At 70.0% G+C, this 15,987-nt stretch carries 17 protein-coding genes; 12 read left to right on the forward strand and 5 right to left on the reverse strand.

Annotated elements, in window-relative coordinates:
• Positions 1 to 127: 127 nt before the first annotated feature.
• Complete coding sequence (locus tag E3T61_RS01810) at positions 128 to 1,477, forward strand: hemolysin family protein (protein WP_134639226.1); 1,350 nt, start codon at positions 128 to 130, stop codon at positions 1,475 to 1,477.
• The gene (locus tag E3T61_RS01815; RefSeq protein ID WP_134639227.1) at positions 1,470 to 2,510 is read left to right on the forward strand and encodes a hemolysin family protein; all 1,041 of its coding nucleotides are present in this window, start codon (positions 1,470 to 1,472) and stop codon (positions 2,508 to 2,510) included. The genes E3T61_RS01810 and E3T61_RS01815 overlap by 8 nt, the downstream gene beginning before the upstream one ends.
• A gap of 138 nt (positions 2,511 to 2,648) precedes the next feature.
• On the opposite strand, the gene E3T61_RS01820 is transcribed toward E3T61_RS01815, so the two are convergent.
• A complete protein-coding gene (locus tag E3T61_RS01820; protein WP_134639228.1) occupies positions 2,649 to 3,914 on the reverse strand; it encodes an MFS transporter in 1,266 nt (421 codons plus the stop codon).
• Positions 3,915 to 4,022: 108 nt separating this feature from the next.
• Between E3T61_RS01820 and E3T61_RS01825 the strand changes: the two genes are divergently transcribed.
• The 4 genes from E3T61_RS01825 to E3T61_RS01840 all read left to right on the forward strand — a co-directional run bounded on the left by E3T61_RS01825 (position 4,023) and on the right by E3T61_RS01840 (position 6,042).
• Positions 4,023 to 4,592 (forward strand): hypothetical protein, encoded by a 570-nt coding sequence (locus E3T61_RS01825; RefSeq protein ID WP_174776969.1) that lies wholly within the window; start codon positions 4,023 to 4,025, stop codon positions 4,590 to 4,592.
• Positions 4,582 to 5,139, forward strand: coding sequence for a hypothetical protein (locus E3T61_RS01830; RefSeq protein ID WP_134639229.1), 558 nt, complete (start codon positions 4,582 to 4,584; stop codon positions 5,137 to 5,139). The genes E3T61_RS01825 and E3T61_RS01830 overlap by 11 nt, the downstream gene beginning before the upstream one ends.
• Positions 5,136 to 5,558, forward strand: a complete 423-nt coding sequence (locus tag E3T61_RS01835) for a rhodanese-like domain-containing protein (RefSeq protein ID WP_134639230.1) — start codon at positions 5,136 to 5,138, stop codon at positions 5,556 to 5,558. Before E3T61_RS01830 ends, E3T61_RS01835 begins: the two co-directional genes overlap by 4 nt.
• A 118-nt stretch (positions 5,559 to 5,676) precedes the next feature.
• Positions 5,677 to 6,042: a DUF1622 domain-containing protein gene (locus E3T61_RS01840; protein ID WP_134639231.1), complete on the forward strand. Its 366-nt coding sequence runs from the start codon at positions 5,677 to 5,679 to the stop codon at positions 6,040 to 6,042.
• A 10-nt stretch (positions 6,043 to 6,052) separates the two neighbouring features.
• Here the strand turns inward: E3T61_RS01840 and E3T61_RS01845 are convergent, their stop codons facing one another.
• From E3T61_RS01845 to E3T61_RS01855, 3 genes are all read right to left on the reverse strand, one after another.
• Positions 6,053 to 7,198 (reverse strand): methyltransferase, encoded by a 1,146-nt coding sequence (locus E3T61_RS01845; protein WP_134639232.1) that lies wholly within the window; start codon positions 7,196 to 7,198, stop codon positions 6,053 to 6,055.
• Positions 7,199 to 7,353: 155 nt separating this feature from the next.
• Complete coding sequence (locus E3T61_RS01850; RefSeq protein ID WP_134639233.1) at positions 7,354 to 8,346, reverse strand: LLM class F420-dependent oxidoreductase; 993 nt, start codon at positions 8,344 to 8,346, stop codon at positions 7,354 to 7,356.
• 39 nt (positions 8,347 to 8,385) lie between these two features.
• Positions 8,386 to 8,997 carry a signal peptidase II gene (locus tag E3T61_RS01855; RefSeq protein ID WP_241992343.1) on the reverse strand — a complete coding sequence of 204 codons (612 nt, stop codon included), beginning with the start codon at positions 8,995 to 8,997 and terminating at the stop codon, positions 8,386 to 8,388.
• 261 nt (positions 8,998 to 9,258) lie between these two features.
• On the opposite strand from E3T61_RS01855, the gene E3T61_RS01860 reads away from it, so the two are divergent.
• The 6 genes from E3T61_RS01860 (at position 9,259) to E3T61_RS01885 (ending at position 13,735) form a co-directional block, all read left to right on the forward strand.
• Positions 9,259 to 10,263, forward strand: a complete 1,005-nt coding sequence (locus E3T61_RS01860; protein ID WP_134639234.1) for a diacylglycerol/lipid kinase family protein — start codon at positions 9,259 to 9,261, stop codon at positions 10,261 to 10,263.
• 62 nt (positions 10,264 to 10,325) lie between these two features.
• Positions 10,326 to 11,114, forward strand: coding sequence for an alpha/beta fold hydrolase (locus E3T61_RS01865; protein ID WP_134639235.1), 789 nt, complete (start codon positions 10,326 to 10,328; stop codon positions 11,112 to 11,114).
• A complete protein-coding gene (locus tag E3T61_RS01870) occupies positions 11,111 to 11,821 on the forward strand; it encodes an esterase/lipase family protein (RefSeq protein ID WP_241992344.1) in 711 nt (236 codons plus the stop codon). The genes E3T61_RS01865 and E3T61_RS01870 overlap by 4 nt, the downstream gene beginning before the upstream one ends.
• A 54-nt stretch (positions 11,822 to 11,875) precedes the next feature.
• Positions 11,876 to 12,253, forward strand: a complete 378-nt coding sequence (locus E3T61_RS22130; RefSeq protein ID WP_194114240.1) for a GntR family transcriptional regulator — start codon at positions 11,876 to 11,878, stop codon at positions 12,251 to 12,253.
• The gene (locus tag E3T61_RS01880) at positions 12,246 to 13,097 is read left to right on the forward strand and encodes an ABC transporter ATP-binding protein (RefSeq protein WP_166793116.1); all 852 of its coding nucleotides are present in this window, start codon (positions 12,246 to 12,248) and stop codon (positions 13,095 to 13,097) included. The genes E3T61_RS22130 and E3T61_RS01880 overlap by 8 nt, the downstream gene beginning before the upstream one ends.
• Positions 13,094 to 13,735: an ABC-2 transporter permease gene (locus E3T61_RS01885; RefSeq protein ID WP_134639237.1), complete on the forward strand. Its 642-nt coding sequence runs from the start codon at positions 13,094 to 13,096 to the stop codon at positions 13,733 to 13,735. Before E3T61_RS01880 ends, E3T61_RS01885 begins: the two co-directional genes overlap by 4 nt.
• A 42-nt stretch (positions 13,736 to 13,777) precedes the next feature.
• Here the strand turns inward: E3T61_RS01885 and acs are convergent, their stop codons facing one another.
• Complete coding sequence (gene acs / locus E3T61_RS01890; protein ID WP_134639238.1) at positions 13,778 to 15,901, reverse strand: acetate--CoA ligase; 2,124 nt, start codon at positions 15,899 to 15,901, stop codon at positions 13,778 to 13,780.
• Positions 15,902 to 15,987 lie beyond the last annotated feature (86 nt).

The raw sequence follows: 15,987 nt of genomic DNA on the forward strand, positions 1-15,987 counted from the left end.
GGCCCAGGCATCCTGTGCTTTTGTACAGGATCCGCCGGTAAGCTCGATCCACTATGGATGACCCTCCCACGCATATACCCATGCTCCCTGCCCGCCCCGAATGCTTCCGGGCGCAGGGAGCCACCTCGTGAACGAATGGATCATGGTGGGCCTCGGGCTCATTCTGACCTTCGGTACCGGCGTGTTCGTCGCCGCCGAGTTCGCCCTCGTCACGCTCGACCGCAATGAGCTCGAGGCCCGCCGCGATCGCGGCGAGAAACGCCTCGGCCCCACCATCAAGGCGCTGCGGATCACCTCCACGCACCTGTCCAGCGCGCAGCTGGGCATCACGCTGACCACCTTGCTCACCGGGTACACCTTCGAGCCGGCCATCAGTTCGCTGCTGCGCGGCCCGATGCTCGACCTCGGCGTGCCCGACGGCGTCGTGCCGGTGCTCGGCACCGTGATCGGTATCTCGCTGGCGACCCTGTTCTCCATGGTGATCGGCGAGCTGGTGCCCAAGAACTTCGCGCTGGCCGTGCCTCTGGCCACCGCCAAGTTCGTCGTGCCCATGCAGGCCGCGTTCACGGCCGTGTTCAAACCCGTGATCCTGCTGTTCAACAACACCGCCAACGCCCTCATCCGCCTCGTCGGCATCGAGCCCAAGGAAGAACTGTCCGGCGCGCGCAGCGCCGAGGAGCTCGGCTTCCTGGTGCGCCGCTCCGCCCTGGAGGGCCTGCTGGACGCCGACCACGCCGAGATGCTCAACCGCACCCTGCGGTTCTCCGACCACTCGGCCGCCGACGTGATGACCCCGCGGGTGCAGATGGCCTCGGTGCACGCCGGTGACACCGCCGAGAGCATCGTGACCCTGGCCAGCGCCACCGGCTACTCGCGGTTCCCGGTGATCGGCCGCGACACCGACGACATCCTGGGAGTGCTGCACGTCAAGCAGGCCTTCGCCGTGGCGCTCGGCCGCCGCACCCTGGTGCGGGCCGACGAACTGATGCTGCCCGCCCTGCGGGTGCCGGAGTCGATGGGCGTGGACAGGCTCCTCGGCGCGCTCCGCCAGCAGGGGCTGCAGATCGCCGTGGTCTCCGATGAATACGGCGGCACGGCCGGCATCGTCACCCTCGAGGACCTCGTGGAGGAACTCGTCGGCGAACTGGAGGACGAGCACGACCGCGCCAAGGCAGGCATCGTGCGCAGCGGCCGGTCGATAGTGTTCGACGCGGGCCTCCGCCCCGACGAACTGCTCGAGCGGATCGGTGTCACCGTGCCCGACGACGGCGACTACGAGACCATCGCCGGTTTTGTGACCGACCGGCTCGACCGAATGCCCGAGCTGGGCGACACGGTGCCCATCGACGTGGGCACCCTGCGGATCGAGCGGATGGACGGCTCACGCGTGTCGCGCATCCGGCTCACCCCCACCGAAACCACGGCCGACCATGACCCGGTCACCGCCATCATGGAAGGGAGGCTGACCCATGAGTGAGTACCTCCCCGGGCTGCTGTGGCTTGTTGTTCTGTTGGCGGTCAACGCCTTCTTCGTCGGCGCGGAGTTCGCCGTGATCTCGGCACGCCGCTCGCAGATCGAACCTCTCGCCGCGCAGGGCAACAAGGCGGCCAAGACCACCCTGTGGGCCATGGAGCACGCCACGCTGATGCTCGCCACCTCGCAGCTGGGTATCACGGTATGTTCACTGGTGATCCTGAACGTCTCCGAGCCGGCGATCCACCACCTGCTCGAGATCCCGCTGGGCTACACCGACCTGTCGCCAGCGGCCATCAGCGGAATCGCGTTCGCGGTGGCGCTGGGCCTGGTCACCTTCCTGCACGTGGTGCTGGGCGAGATGGTGCCCAAGAACATCTCGTTCTCGGTGCCCGATCGCGCCGCGCTGATCCTCGCGCCGCCGCTGGTGTTCGTGGCCCGGGTGTTCAAGCCGGTGATCTTCAGCCTCAACTGGCTGGCCAACGGGGTGCTGCGGCTGTTCAGGGTGACGCCCAAGGACGAGGCGACGAGCGCCTTCACCCTCGACGAGGTGGCCGGCATCGTGCGCCAGTCCACCCGCGAGGGCATGCTGATGGATGCCTCCGGCACGCTGTCGGCGGCGTTCGAGTTCACCACCAAACGGGTGTCCGACGTGGAGGTGCCGTTGTCCGGCATCGTATTCCTGCCGGAGCATGCATCACCCGCCGACCTGCAGCGGGCCGTGGCCGAGCACGGGTTCTCCAGGTACATCCTCACCGATGCGGCCGGGGCGCCCGGCGGGTACCTGCACCTCAAGGACGTGATGGACCTCACCGGACCCGAGGTCTTCGCGCAGCCGGTGCCGGCCAAACGGGTGCGGAAGCTCGCGACCGTGCTGCGTGACAGCGACCTTGAGGACGCCCTGGCGGCCATGCGCCGCACGGGCTCGCACGTGGCGAGTTCGTTCGACGCGAACGGTGTGGCCACCGGGGTGCTGTTCCTGGAGGACATCATCGAGGAGCTCGTCGGCGAGGTGGAAGACGTGACGAGCGTGTAGCCGCGACCGCCGCCGCGGGTGGACACACACGCTTCGTTGTGAGGAAGAAGCGAGTTTGAAAGGACGGAAATCGGCAGAACGTCCTGATAATCGGCCGTTTTCCTGATAAACGTGCGGTGCTCGGCCTCCGCCTCCGCCTCAGCTGAGGGCGGGGGCGGCCGGGCGGCGGAGCAGCGACCAGGCCACGATCACGGCCACCAGGGACATCGTGGCGAGACCGAGGCCCGAGTAGCCCACCAGGATCAGCACCGGGCCGGCCAGGGCGCCGCCGAGGGCGCCCGCGGCGTTCATCGAGAGGTCGGAGAACCCCTGCAGCGCCGATCTGTCGTGCACGCCGACGGCCTCGGCGATGAGGGCAGAGCCGGCCACGACGGATGCCGACCAGCCCAACCCCAGCAGGATCAGCCCGGTGGTCATCGCCGCCGCATTCTCGCCGGCGAGCCAGAACAGCACGAGAGAGGCCAACAGCAGTGCCTGGCCGGTCAGGATCACCGGCATCCGCCCCACCCTGTCGGCCAAGGCGCCGAACACCGGCGACAGGGCATACATGCCGGCCACGTGCAGGCTGATGGTGAGGCCCACGATGGTGAGGGATGCGCCGTGTTCGGTGAGGTGGACCGGTGCCATCGACATGAGCGCCACCATGGTGGCGTGGCTGAGGGCGACGACCATGACGGCGTAGCGCGCCAGCGGGTTGCCGCGCACGATGGCCAGGCCGCCGTGCTGCCGGGTGCTGGCCGGCCGCGCCTCCCGGGCCGACAACGCGGTGAGCAGCGGGTCGGGCCGCAACCCCACCGTGTAGACTAGGGCGGCACCCACCTGTGCCGCCAGCGAGAAGGCGAACGCCCCGGTGAGCGGCGGCAGGCCGAGCTGCGCGCCGACGACCTCACCCGGACCGAACAGGTTGGGGCCGAGCACCGCACCGATGGTGGTGGACCAGACCACGATCGAGAGGTCCCGGGCGCGGGAGGTGGAGCCGGCCAGGTCGGTTGCGGCGAACCGGGCCTGCAGGTTGGTGGCCGACCCGGCGCCCAGCAGCATCAGGGCGAGCAGCAGCAGCGGGAAAACGTCGATCGCGACCGACGTGATGGCCAGAATCGCGCCGATCCCGGCGATGCCCGCGCCGGTGGCCAGAGAGCGCCGGCGCCCCCTGGCCTGGGCCAGGCGGGCCAGCGGCACGGCCACCAGGGCGGCACCCAGGGTGCTCATCGTGGCGGCCATGCCCGACCACGCGTTCGAGCCGGAGAGCTGGGCGGCCAGCAGTGCGCCGAGGGAGAGCGTGGCGCCCATGCCGATGCCGCCCAGGACCTGGCCGAGGATGAGCACCCGCACCACCTTCCGCTGAAGGTGAGCGTGCGCCGGCACGGTCGACTCCGCCGCGGCGGGCGGGCGGTGTTCGGTCATGGTCTGGTCCCTGTCAAACGAGTGTGCCTAAGTGGCCGACGTCGATCAGCCTACGGTACTGTGGCCTGATACCCCTAGGGGTATGAATTCTCGTTGGGAGGGACCCCCATGCAGACCGAATCGAACTCGGGGCCGCAGCAGCCGGCCGGCGGGCGCCTGCGCCTGCTCGGCGCCGAGCTGCTCCGCTGGCCGGCCCGGCGCTGGTGGGTCGCCCTGGCCACGGCCGTGGGGACGTATCTCGTCATCGCCATCCCTACCGACCTGGTCGACACGCCGTTCTTCGGCCGGGAGGTGCCACCCACGTCGTGGTCGTGGCCGGTGCTCGCCGTCAGCGCCGTGCTGGCCGGCCTGGTCACGGCCACCTACGTGGCCTACCCGGATGGCGCGGCGCCGAAACCGGCCGAGTCGCGGGTGGGGATGGCCGGCTGGTTCGTCACCTTCTTCGCCGTCGGCTGTCCGGTGTGCAACAAGATCGTGCTGCTGGCGCTCGGCTCCTCCGGGGCGATGCAGTTCTTCGAGCCGGTGCAGCCCTATCTGGCCGCCGCGTCGATCGGGCTGCTCGGTTGGGCGTTCTATGCCCGGGTGACCCGGGAGAACAGCTGCCGGCTGCCGCGGGGCGCCTCGCGCGCCACCGGGGACGTATCTCGCACCGTCGTGGAGGCCGATCGTGCTCGCTGACTTGCGCCTGTGGTCGCGGCGGCGCTGGCTGGTCGCCACGGCGGTGGCGGTGTGCGCGAGCGTGGGGCTGATCCTGGCGGCATCGATGGTGTCGAGTGCGCCAGGATTGGGGGCGCCGTGGTGGGCGTTCGTGGGCGTCGCCGGTGGTGGCATCCTGGTCGGGCTCATCGTGGCCGGCTACCTCGAGGCGCCGATCGGCGCCGAGGCCACCGTGTGCGACCTGCGTTGGCCGCTGCTCGGGCTGCTCGGCCTCTATCTGGCCAGCGACGCCAGGGCGCTCGTGCCCACCCTGTCCGCCGAGGTGCGCCCGGTGGTGGCCCTGGCCTCGGTGGCCGTGCTGGTCTGGGCGCTGGCCGAGCGGATGCGTGGGGAGCGGCACGCCCTCGCCGCCGGCCGGCGCCGCGACGCGGTGCTGCACGGTGACGCCGATGCCGGCCACCACGCTCTCAGCACCAGCCACGCACTCAGCACCGACGGCGAGTCCTGCAGCACCTGTCGACCCCTGTTCCCCGCCCGCCCCCATTCCCTTGGAGGACCCACCCCATGAAGACCCCCCACCTCGCCCTCGTGCTGACCCTGGCCACTGCCCTCGGCCTCGCCGGCTGCTCGGCCGGCACGTCGTCGCCGGCCACCTCGCCGGGCACCGAGACGATCGGCCCGCAGTCAACGCCGGACTCCACCACCGCTCCGTTGGCCCTGAGCACGATCATCGACGTGCGCACCCCCGCTGAGTACGCCGAGGGCCACCTCGACGGCGCCATGAACATCGACGTGCAGGCCGCTGACTTCGCCGAACGCATCGCCGAACTGCCCACCGATGCCGAGTACATCGTGTACTGCCGCACCGGCGCCCGGGCCGCGGCGGCCGTGGCGCAGATGACCACGCTGGGTTTCACCGACGTGACCAACGCGGGCAGCCTGGCCGACGCATCCGCCAGCACCGGAATCGCGGTCGTGAGCGACTAGCGTCGCCCCGCGAACTGTGAGAAAAGCCCCAAAACTCGCGGGTTTTCGGGGCTTAAGTCACAGTTCGCGAGCTGGAGAGCGGGTGGGGGAGTATCTTCGCGCCAGAGAGGGGGCGCGGATGACGTTCGAGGCAGTGGTCGAAGCGGCCGTACGGGTGGTCGAGGTGGTCGGTGCGGCCATCATGGTGTTCGGCGGGCTGGCGGCCCTGCTGGCCGGCGTCCCGCGGATGCTCAAGGCCGACACCCGGCCCACGGCCTACCAGGCCATGCGGCGGGAGCTCGGCCGGGCCATCCTGCTGGGCCTTGAGGTGCTGATCGTGGCCGACATCATCCGCACCATCGTGGTGGAACCCACGGTGGAGAGCGTGTTGGTGCTCGGCGCGATCGTGATCATCCGGGTGCTGCTGAGCTTCTCGCTCGAGGTGGAGATGGACGGCGTGTGGCCGTGGGCCCGCTGGCGCACGGCGGGCAAGCCCGAGGCCTGAGTGTGCGGCGCTAGGACCGGCGCAACCGCCAGAGCGAGGTGACCTCAGCGGCGCGCGCCGCGTGCAGCGGGTCGGAGGCGTCGGCCACCTTGCGATGGGTGGGGCGGATGTCCAGGCGTGCGACCACGGCCAGGCCTGCCTCGTCGATCAGGTCGAGCAGTGCGCCGCGGGAGCGCAACCCGAGCAGCTCGGCCAGGTCGGAGAGGATCAGCCAGCCCTCGCCGTTGTCGGTGAGGTGCTCGGCGAGCCCGGCCAGGAAGCCACGCAGCATGCGGCTGTCCGGGTCGTAGACGGCGGCGTCGGTGCTGGTGGCGGCCGAGGCCGGCAACCAGGGCGGGTTGCACACCACGAGGTCCGCGCGTCCCGCCGGGAACAGGTCGGCCTCCACGACGTCGACCTGGCCGGCGAAGCCCAGCCGCTCGAGGTTCTCCCTCGCGCAGGCCAGGGCGCGGGGCTCCATGTCGGTGGCCACCACCCGCTCGATGCCGCGATGGGCCAGGAGCGCGGCGATCACACCGGTGCCGGTGCCGATGTCGAAGGCCACGCCGCGCGCGGCGAGCGGGGCGGTCGCCACGAGGTCGAGGTACTCGCCGCGTACCGGCGAGAACACGCCGTAGTGCGGGTGGATGCTCGCGCCGAGCGCCGGCACGGGCACGCCCCTGGTGCGCCACTCGTGCGCGCCGATCACACCGAGCAGCTCGCGCAGGGCGAGCACCGACGGCCCGGTGCCGGGGCCATAGGCCTCGTCGCAGGCCTGCCGCACGTCGGGCGCCCGGCGCAGGTTCAGGCCGTGCTCGGCGTCGAGCGGCACGAGCAGCAGCCCGAGCAGCCGGGCGCGGCGCAGGGCCTCGGTGCGATGCAGCTCGAACGCGGCCTTGAGCGTATCGGTAGGAGTGCGCCGGTGCCGGTCCACCCGGCGGGCCATCGCGGTGAGCAACTGCCGGGCGTTCTGGAAGTCGCCCTGCCAGAGCATGCCGGTACCGGACTTGGCCATCCGGTACGCCGCATCCGCGGTGAGGGTGTCGTCCACAACGACCACGCGGCGCGGCGCCGGCCAGCCGCCCTCCGAGTGCCAGCGGGCGGTGTGCTCGGTCTTGCCGGTCTGCCAGCGGATGTCGGCCGTCGCCGTGCTGCCGCGGGTGTTCGTGGTGGACATGGCGTCCGATCTGTGCCGCTAGGTGTCGTATCCGCCCGGGTTCGTGCGCCGGGATTCTCGGTCGGCTCTGCGGGGCAGAAGGCTCTCGCGACCTGTTCGATTATCGCATCCGCCGCCGCCACTGGTTCCGCACGGGGGAACAGTTGGGGTGGGGACTACAGGAGCGCCGGCATGACCTCACGTTCGAACAACTCCAGGCCGGACCGGTCGTAGGCCGCCTCGGGGAAGTAGTGGATCGCGTAGCCGAGGCCGCGGTTCTTCATGCCGTTCAGGCGCTCCACGATCTGCTCGGGTGTGCCGACGCCCTGCGCCTGGCCGCTGCGGTACTCGGCCATGAAGTCGGCCGCGCCGTCCACGCCGAGGTGCGGGGTGACCCGGGCCTGGATCGCGTCCAGCCGCTCGGCGACCTCGGCCTCGTCCCGGCCGATCACCGTGTTGTAGTTGGCCGAGCGCACGATGGCGTCGAAGTCGGTGCCGACCGTGGCGCAATGCTCGCGCAGCAGGTCACTCTTGTGGGTGAAGCCCTCAGGGGAGCCGTCGAAGTTGGTGTAGTTCGCGTACTGGGCGGCGATCCGCAGCGTGACCTTCTCGCCGCCGCCGGCGATCCAGATCGGGATGCCGCCCTCCTGCAGCGGCAGCGGCCGCACGATCGCGCCGTCCACCTGGTAGTGCTCGCCGTCCAGGGTGGCGGTTCCGGTGGTCCAGGCCTGCTGCATGATCTGCACGCCCTCGTCGAGGCGGGCGAGACGCTCGCCGGCGCGCGGGAAGCCGTAGCCGTATGCCCGCCACTCGTGCTCGTACCAGCCGGCGCCGATGCCCATCTCGACGCGGCCGCCGGAGACGATGTCGATCGTGGACGCGACCTTGGCCAGGTAGGCCGGATTGCGGTAGCTCATGCAGGTGCACATCTGGCCGAGCCGCACCCGGCTGGTGGTCGCCGCGAAGGCGCTCATCAGGGTCCACGCTTCGTGGGTGGCCTGCTCGCTGGGCACCGGCACGGTGTGGAAGTGGTCGTACACCCAGATCGATTCCCAGGCGCCGGCATCCGCGTGCGCGGCCAGGCCGCTCATGGTGGCCCACTGCTGGGCCGGGTCGATGCCGACGAGGTCGTGACGCCAGCCCTGGGGAATGAAGAGTCCGAATCGCATGCTGCCCAGCCTAGGGGTGGCGGTGGACGTCTGGTCGGTTCAGGCCCTGGTGTCGGGATGCTCCGGTGCGGGTTCCTCGGCGGCGGGGCCGGTTTCGGGTGGAGCCGGCTCGGCCGACGGGCCGGCCTCGGGGCGGCGCAGGTGCACGCCCATCACGGTGAGGATCGCGAGCATGATGGCCCCGGCGAAGATGGCGATGTCGGCGACGTTGCCGATGAACAGGTTGCCGTAGCCGATGAAGTCCACCACGTGGCCGCGGGCGAAGCCGGGATCGCGGAAGAGCCGGTCGCCGAGGTGCGTGGTGGCGCCGCCGAGCAGCAGGCCGAGGGCCACCATCCAGCCGCGGGACTCGACCCGCCAGGTGAGCATGGTGATCCACACCACGGCGGCGGCGGCGACCACCGCGAACACCCAGGTGAAGTCGGAGCCGATCGAGAACGCGGCCCCCGGGTTGTACACGAGCACGAACCGGATCACGTCGCCGATCACGGGAATGGTCTGCCCGTCGCCGAGCGCCGCCTCCGCCCACCACTTGCTGGCCTGGTCGATGAGGATCACGACCAGGGCAATGGCGAAGGCCGGCCAGGCCAGCCTGGATGCCCGGAAGGACCGGGTCGGAGTCGGCGAGGGGGTCGGGATGGCAGAGGTCACCTGAATATCGTCTCAGGCTTTGGGCGGCTGCCGCGCAGGAATCCGCCCCGTTCGCTGTCAATCCGCCTGAAGAGGCGCCGCCAGGTCGGGCCGCGCGTGCGCCTGACCAATCCACGGTGCGGGTGGCTGCGAACAGAGTGTGCCTGTGTCCCTCGCTGCCGGGTGGATGGGCCGTGTAGCGTAGGTGCACCCGTACGCTGCCGGCCGCAGCGGGACCGACCAGAGCGTGATCATCCGCTCACCTGCCTGAGGAGACCGCGCATGTCGTCACCGACAGACGTCGACGCCACCACGAGCAACACCGACGCCGACACCGGCGTCGCCGCCGTGGTCTACAACCCGATCAAGGTGGACCTCGACGCGATCAAGCGCGTCGTGGCCGCAGAACAGGCCCAGGCCGGCTGGGGCGAGACGCTGTGGTTCGAGACCTCGAAGGAGGACCCGGGCCAGGGTGCCGCCCAGCGGGCCATCGATGCCGGCGCCACCGTCGTGATCGCCGCCGGCGGCGACGGCACCGTTCGTGCCGTGGCAGAGGTCGTGCACGGCAGCAGCGCGGCGCTGGCCCTGCTGCCGTCCGGCACCGGAAACCTGCTCGCCCGCAACCTCAACCTCGCCCTCGACAACCTCGAGCACTCGATCCACACCGCGTTCACCGGGGTCGACCGTTCGATCGACATCGCCCGGATCGACATCCGGCACGAAGACAACAGCGTGAGCAAACACGCGTTCCTGGTGATGGCCGGGCTGGGCCTGGACGCCAAGATGCTCGCGAGCACCAACGACGAACTCAAGGCCAAGATCGGCTGGCTCGCCTATGTGGGCGCGATCCTCACGGCCCTGCGTGACAAGAACCAGCTGCGGATGCGCTACAGCCTCGACGGCGGCAGCACCAAGTCGGTGCGCGCACACACCATGATCGTGGGCAACACCGGCCTGCTCACCGCGAACGTGCTGCTGCTGCCCGAAGCCGTGATCGACGACGGCCAGTTCGAGATCGTGATGCTACGCCCGGAGGGGTTCCTCAGCTGGGTGCAGATCCTGGTGAAGGTGCTCTGGGAGAACGGGGTGCTGCGCCGCACCCCGATCGGCCGCCGGATGATGTCCAAGGAGGTCGACGCCCTCAACTACGTGAAGGGCACCGAGGTGGTCGTGAAGCTCAACCACCCGGAGGAGATCGAGCTCGACGGCGACGGCTTCGGCACCGCAACGGCGTTCAAGGCCCGGGTGGATGCCGGCGGTCTGCGCGTGCGGGTTCCGAAGGCGTGACCCTCCCACCCCAACCTCGTATTCCCTCACCGCCATATACCCGGTCGAGCTGAGGGGACCGCGTGCGTGAGCTGAACCTGCCGGTGACCGGCGCAACCGTCAACGTGCTCTCCACGGCCGGCCCCGAGGGCGCGGACGGGCCGGTGTTCGTGCTGGTGCACGGCATCGGGATGTCGCACCGCTATCTCACCCGGCTGCACGGCGAACTGGCGCAGGCGGGCGAGGTGCACTCCGTGGACCTGCCCGGCTTCGGGCGCTCGCCGAAGCCGCGCGACGGTGTGACGATCGAGCAGTACGCCGAGTACCTCGGGGAACTGCTGCCGATGCTGAGCCCGGGCCCCGTGGTGCTCGTCGGGCATTCGATGGGCGCGCAGTTCGTGACCGAGACCGCTGTGCGGCATCCGACTCTGGTGGCGCACCTGGTCTTGATCGGCGCGGTCACCGACCCGACCCGCAGCTCGGTGCTGCGCCAGGGCCTGGACCTGGGCAGGGACACCCTGAAGGAACCCCTCGACGGTTCCCGGATCGTGCTCGCCGACTACCTGCGCTGTGGCCCGCGCTGGTACCTGGCGACCCTGCGTCCGATGCTGGCCTACCGCACCGACCTGCGGCTGCGCGAGGTCCTGGCACCCACCCTGGTGATCCGGGGGAAGGACGACCCGGTGTCTCGGCACGACTGGGGTGTGCACCTCGCAGCCCAGGCGCCGCGGGGCCGGCTGCTCGAGCTGCCCGGCCGGCACCTCGTGCAGTTCAGCGCCGCCACCGCCACGGCGGCTGCCATCCGCGCGCACGTGCACACGCCGCCGGCCCCGATCGGCGAGCACGCTGCGACCGGAGCGGCCGCGACGTGACCGGCTTGCCGGGAAGCGCGGACCGGGGTCGGCTGCGGGAGGGCCTGTGGAAGGCCGGCTCCTGGCTGCTGGACTACAGGTACGCGGTGAGCGCTCAGCTGCGTGGCGCCGTCTCGCGCACATCACCCGAGAGGTACACCTCTGGCGATCTGGCGCCGGTGCTGATCATCCCGGGGATCTACGAAAGCTGGCACTTCATGCGGCCGCTCATCGAGGCGCTGCACGAGGCGGGGCATCCGGTGCACATGGTGACACCGTTGAACACCAACCGTCGGCCGGTTGTGCCGTCGGCCGAGATCGTGGCCGAGTACCTGCGTGGTCGCCACCTGCACGGCCTGGTGATCGTCGCGCACAGCAAGGGCGGTCTGATCGGCAAATATCTGATGTCTCAGCTCGACCCCGACCACCGCGTCGAGCGGATGGTGGCCGTCAGCACCCCATTCTCCGGTTCGCGCTACGCCCGATACATGGTCACCCCGAGCCTTCGCGATTTCAGGGTGAAGCATCCGGCACTGCTGGCCCTGTCGGGCGATGAGCGCGTGAACGGGCGCGTCGTGTCGCTGTTCGGCCGGTTCGATCCGCATATCCCCGGGGGCAGCATCCTGCCCGGCGCCGAGAACGTGCGGATCGACACCGGCGGCCACTTTCGCATCCTCTCGCACCCCGACACCATCCGCCGCGTGCTGGCCGTCGCAGGCCGCCCCTAGCCAGCCGGCCCCAACTGATGTACTGTTGCTAATCACATAAACAGTTGGGGTGATATGCGACTAGTGGTGTCGACAAGTTCGACCACACCCATTTACGAACAGATCAAGGTGCAGGTCCGATCAGCGATCCTGTCGGGTGATGTGCAGCCCGGGCAGACTTTGCCCTCGCTGCGGCAGCTCGCCGCCGACCTGCGGGTGAGCGTGATCACCATCACCCGCGCCTACAACGATCTTGCCGCCGAGGGACTCGTGCACAGCGAGCACGGACGCGGCTTCGTTGTTCTGGAGGTCGAGCCGGATGTCGCAGCCGCGGCGCTGCAGACGCGGGTCGATGAGGTGCTCCGCGAGCTTCGCGGTGCCGCCCGGCATGCCCGACTGAGCCTGACTGACATGCACACCCTTCTTGATGAGACTTGGAGTAAAGATGACTGAGCACGTGGTGAAGATCGCCGATTTGAACGTCCGACGGCCCGCATTCGAGATCGACGGGATCTCCCTGAACCTCTCCCGCGGGTCCGTCGTGGGTTTTGTCGGCCCCAATGGCGCGGGCAAGACCACGGTCATCCGCACGTTGCTCGGTCTCATCACCCCGGACTCCGGTGACATCGAGGTCCTCGGGCATCCTGCCGGTGCCCCCGAGGCCCTGGCCCGGATCGGGATCGTGCTGGACGAGCCCACGGCTGCGCCGGAGTGGCGTGTGGGATCGCTCGGCCGGCATCTCGCCCCGTTCTATCCCGAGTGGGACGAGAGGCGCTTCGGGCAGCTGCTCGAGCGACTCTCCGTTCCCCGCGGGCAGCGGGTGAAGCAGCTCTCACGGGGACAGGGGGTGAAGCTCTCGCTCGCAATGGCGCTGGCCCAGACTCCGGAGCTGCTGATCCTCGACGAACCGTCGAGCGGTCTCGACCCGGCCAGTCGGCGCGAGATCGGGGATCTCATCCGGGAGTTCATGGTCGACCCCGAGCACGCCGTGCTGTTCTCCACGCACATCACGACGGATCTGGATGCCCTCGCCGATGAACTCATCGTGATCGTCGGCGGCCGCATCGAGTATCACGGCGCACTGCCCGACATCACTGAGGAGTTTGCGATGGCACGGGGCTCCGGCGCCGTCCCGACCGCGTCAGTACTCGGACTACAGCGTTCTGGAGCGCAGTGGTCCGCGCTGATCCGAATGGTGGACTCTTCAGAGTTCGGCGCGGATGTGGTCGTGGATGCCGCGACGATCGACGATGTTGTCGTTCATCTTGCCGTCGAGCAGAAGGAGGTCGCCGCATGATCGCCGCATTCACCCGCTTGGACCTCTCGTCCTGGTTCCCCCGGACACAGACGCTCCTGACGCTCGCCTTCGTGGCCGCGGTCGGGGTGCTCCTCCCGGTGCCGGGGATGGCCATCGCCGCCGCCGCCACGGTCACCTCGCTGATGGTGTCGGCGCCGTTCCTCGGGGACGAGCGTGGGCGCCTGGACACGTTGTATGGAGTGCTGCCGATCTCCCGGCGCACCGTCGTGATCGGCCGCGCCCTGGCCGTGTTGACGTATTACGCTGCCGCCTCCCTGCTGGCGACGGCCGTGACGGTCGCGGTCGCCCTTGTGCGCGGGAGCGATCTCTCGATCGGACTTCTGCTGATCGCCCACGCCGCTGCCCTGGCATTCGTCGGCCTCTCGATGGCCTTGCAGCTCCCGGTCTTCTTCCGGATCGGGTATTCGCGAGGCCGATTGATCGCCTACGCGCCTGTATTCGTGATCGCCGGCGCCGGTTGGCTTCTGCAGGAGACGGGTGGGCTCAGCGCTGTGCAGGATGCGTTGGCCGGTGTGCCGGTCGTGACTCTCGCGAGCGTCAGCGCTGCCGTCGGCGTTGCAGGCATCGGCGTCGCGATTGTCACGGCGGTGAGGATGTATCGCACCCGAGAGGTGTGACCCGAGGGCCCTGCTCGCCTGGCTCGCCGCGAACGTGGTGGTCTAGGCGCGGGCGGCCTTGACGATGGCCTGGATGCGGCCGGGCACCGTGTCGTCCTGCAACGAGGTGACGTCGCCGAGGGGGCGGTCGTCCACGATGTCTCCGAGCAGCCGGCGCATGATCTTGCCCGAGCGGGTCTTGGGCAGGTCGGGCACCAGGAACACGTCACGGGGTTTGGCCACCGCGCCGATCTCGTGGGTGATGTGCGCGCGCAGGTGCGGGGCCAGCTCGGCGGCCAGCGCCAACCAGGCGGTCGGGTCATCCGTGGCCGGTGCCACCGCGGGGATCACGAACGCGGCGATGCCTTCGCCGGTCGTGGCGTCGGCGACGCCGACCACGCCGGATTCGCCCACGGCCGGGTGCGAGACCAACGCCGACTCGATCTCGATGGTGGACAGCCGGTGCCCGGAGACGTTGATCACGTCGTCGACCCGGCCGAGCAGCCAGATGTCGCCATCGTCGTCGTACTTGGCGCCGTCGCCCGAGAAGAAGTAACCCTGCTCACTGAACCGGGCCCAGTAGGAGTCGCGGTAACGCTCGGGATTGCCCCACACCGTGCGGGCCATGCCGGGCCAGGTGCCGGCCAGCACCAGGTAACCGCCGGTGCCGTGCGGAACCGGCTGGCCCGCGTCATCCACCACCAGGGTGGTCAGCCCGGGCAGGGCGCGCAGAGCCGAGCCGGGCTTGAGGGTGCTCACCCCGGGCAGCGGCGCCATCACGGCCGCGCCCGTCTCGGACTGCCACCAGGTGTCCACAATCGGAGCGCGCCCTGCGCCGATGTTCTCCCGGAACCACACCCAGGCCTCGGGGTTGATCGCCTCACCGACCGAGCCGAGCAGGCGGATGCTGGACAGGTCGTGCTCTGCCGGCAGGCCATCCGGGAACCAGGTCATGAACGTGCGGATGAGCGTGGGCGCCGTGTAATACGTGGTCACACCGTAGCGTTCGATGATCTCGAAGTGCCGGGCCGCGTGAGGGGTGTTCGGGGTTCCCTCGTAGATCACCGAGGTGGTGCCGTTGGAGAGCGGGCCGTAGTGCACGTAGCTGTGCGCGGTGACCCACGCGAGGTCGGCGGTGCACCAGTGCACGTCGTCGTCCTTGGCGTCGAAGACGGCCCAGTGGCTCCAGGACGCGTGGGTGAGGTAGCCGCCGCTCGTGTGCACGAGGCCCTTGGGCTTGCCGGTGGTGCCCGAGGTGTAGATGATGAACAGCGGCGTCTCGGCGTCGAAGAACTCCGGCTCGTGGGTGTCGGATGCCGTGCCGACGGTGTCGTGCCACCACACGTCGCGCCCGGTCGTCCAGGGGATGCCCGGGGTCAGGTCGCCCGTGCGGCGCACCACGAGAACGTGCTCGATCGAGTCCACACCCGCCACGGCCTCGTCGGCGGCCTCCTTCACCGGCACGGCCTTGCCGCGGCGGAACTGGCCGTCGGTGGTCACGAGCAGCTTCGCGCCGGTGTCCTCCACCCGGAAGCGCAGCGCCTCGGCGGAGAAGCCGCCGAACACGAGCGAGTGGATGGCGCCGATGCGGGCGACGGCGAGGGTGATGATGACGGTCTCGGGGATCACCGGCAGGTAGATGACGACCCGGTCGCCCTTCTCGATGCCGAGGTCGGTGAGCGCGTTCGCGGCGCGGGCGACCTCCTTCTCGAGGTCGGCGTAGGTGAGGGTGCGCCGGTCGCCGGGTTCGCCCTCGAAGTGGAACGCGACCTTGTCGCCGCGGCCGGCGGCCACGTGCCGGTCGACGCAGTTCACGGCTACGTTGAGCGTGCCGCCGGCGAACCACTCCGCGCGCGGCACGCTCAGCACGCCGTCGGCATCCGGTTCGGTGGGCTGCCAGCTGTGGTCGGTGTGCCAGGGTTCGGCCCAGTCGAGCCGGTTGGCCTGCTCGGTCCAGAAGGCGACCGGGTCGGCCGCGGCCTTCTCGTACCAGGAGGCGTCGACGTTGGCCTGGGCGGCGAAGGCGGTCGGGGCCGGGTAGCGGCGGTGCTCTGTGGAGAGGTTGCGGATCGTGGCGCTGGTGTCGGTCCAGTCGGCGGTGGCGGCGCGGCTGGCCGGGGTATGCGTGGTGCCGGTGTCGATGCGGGCGCCGATGCTGGCACCGGTACTGGTGTCGGGGTTCGGCATGGGCACACTCCGGCGGTCGGTTCTGGGGGCGGAACTAGCGGGCACCTTCGACGCTACGCAGGGCGGGCATCCGTCGCACAGGGTGA

This window comes from Cryobacterium lactosi (assembly GCF_004403945.1).
Lineage (GTDB): Bacteria > Actinomycetota > Actinomycetes > Actinomycetales > Microbacteriaceae > Cryobacterium > Cryobacterium lactosi.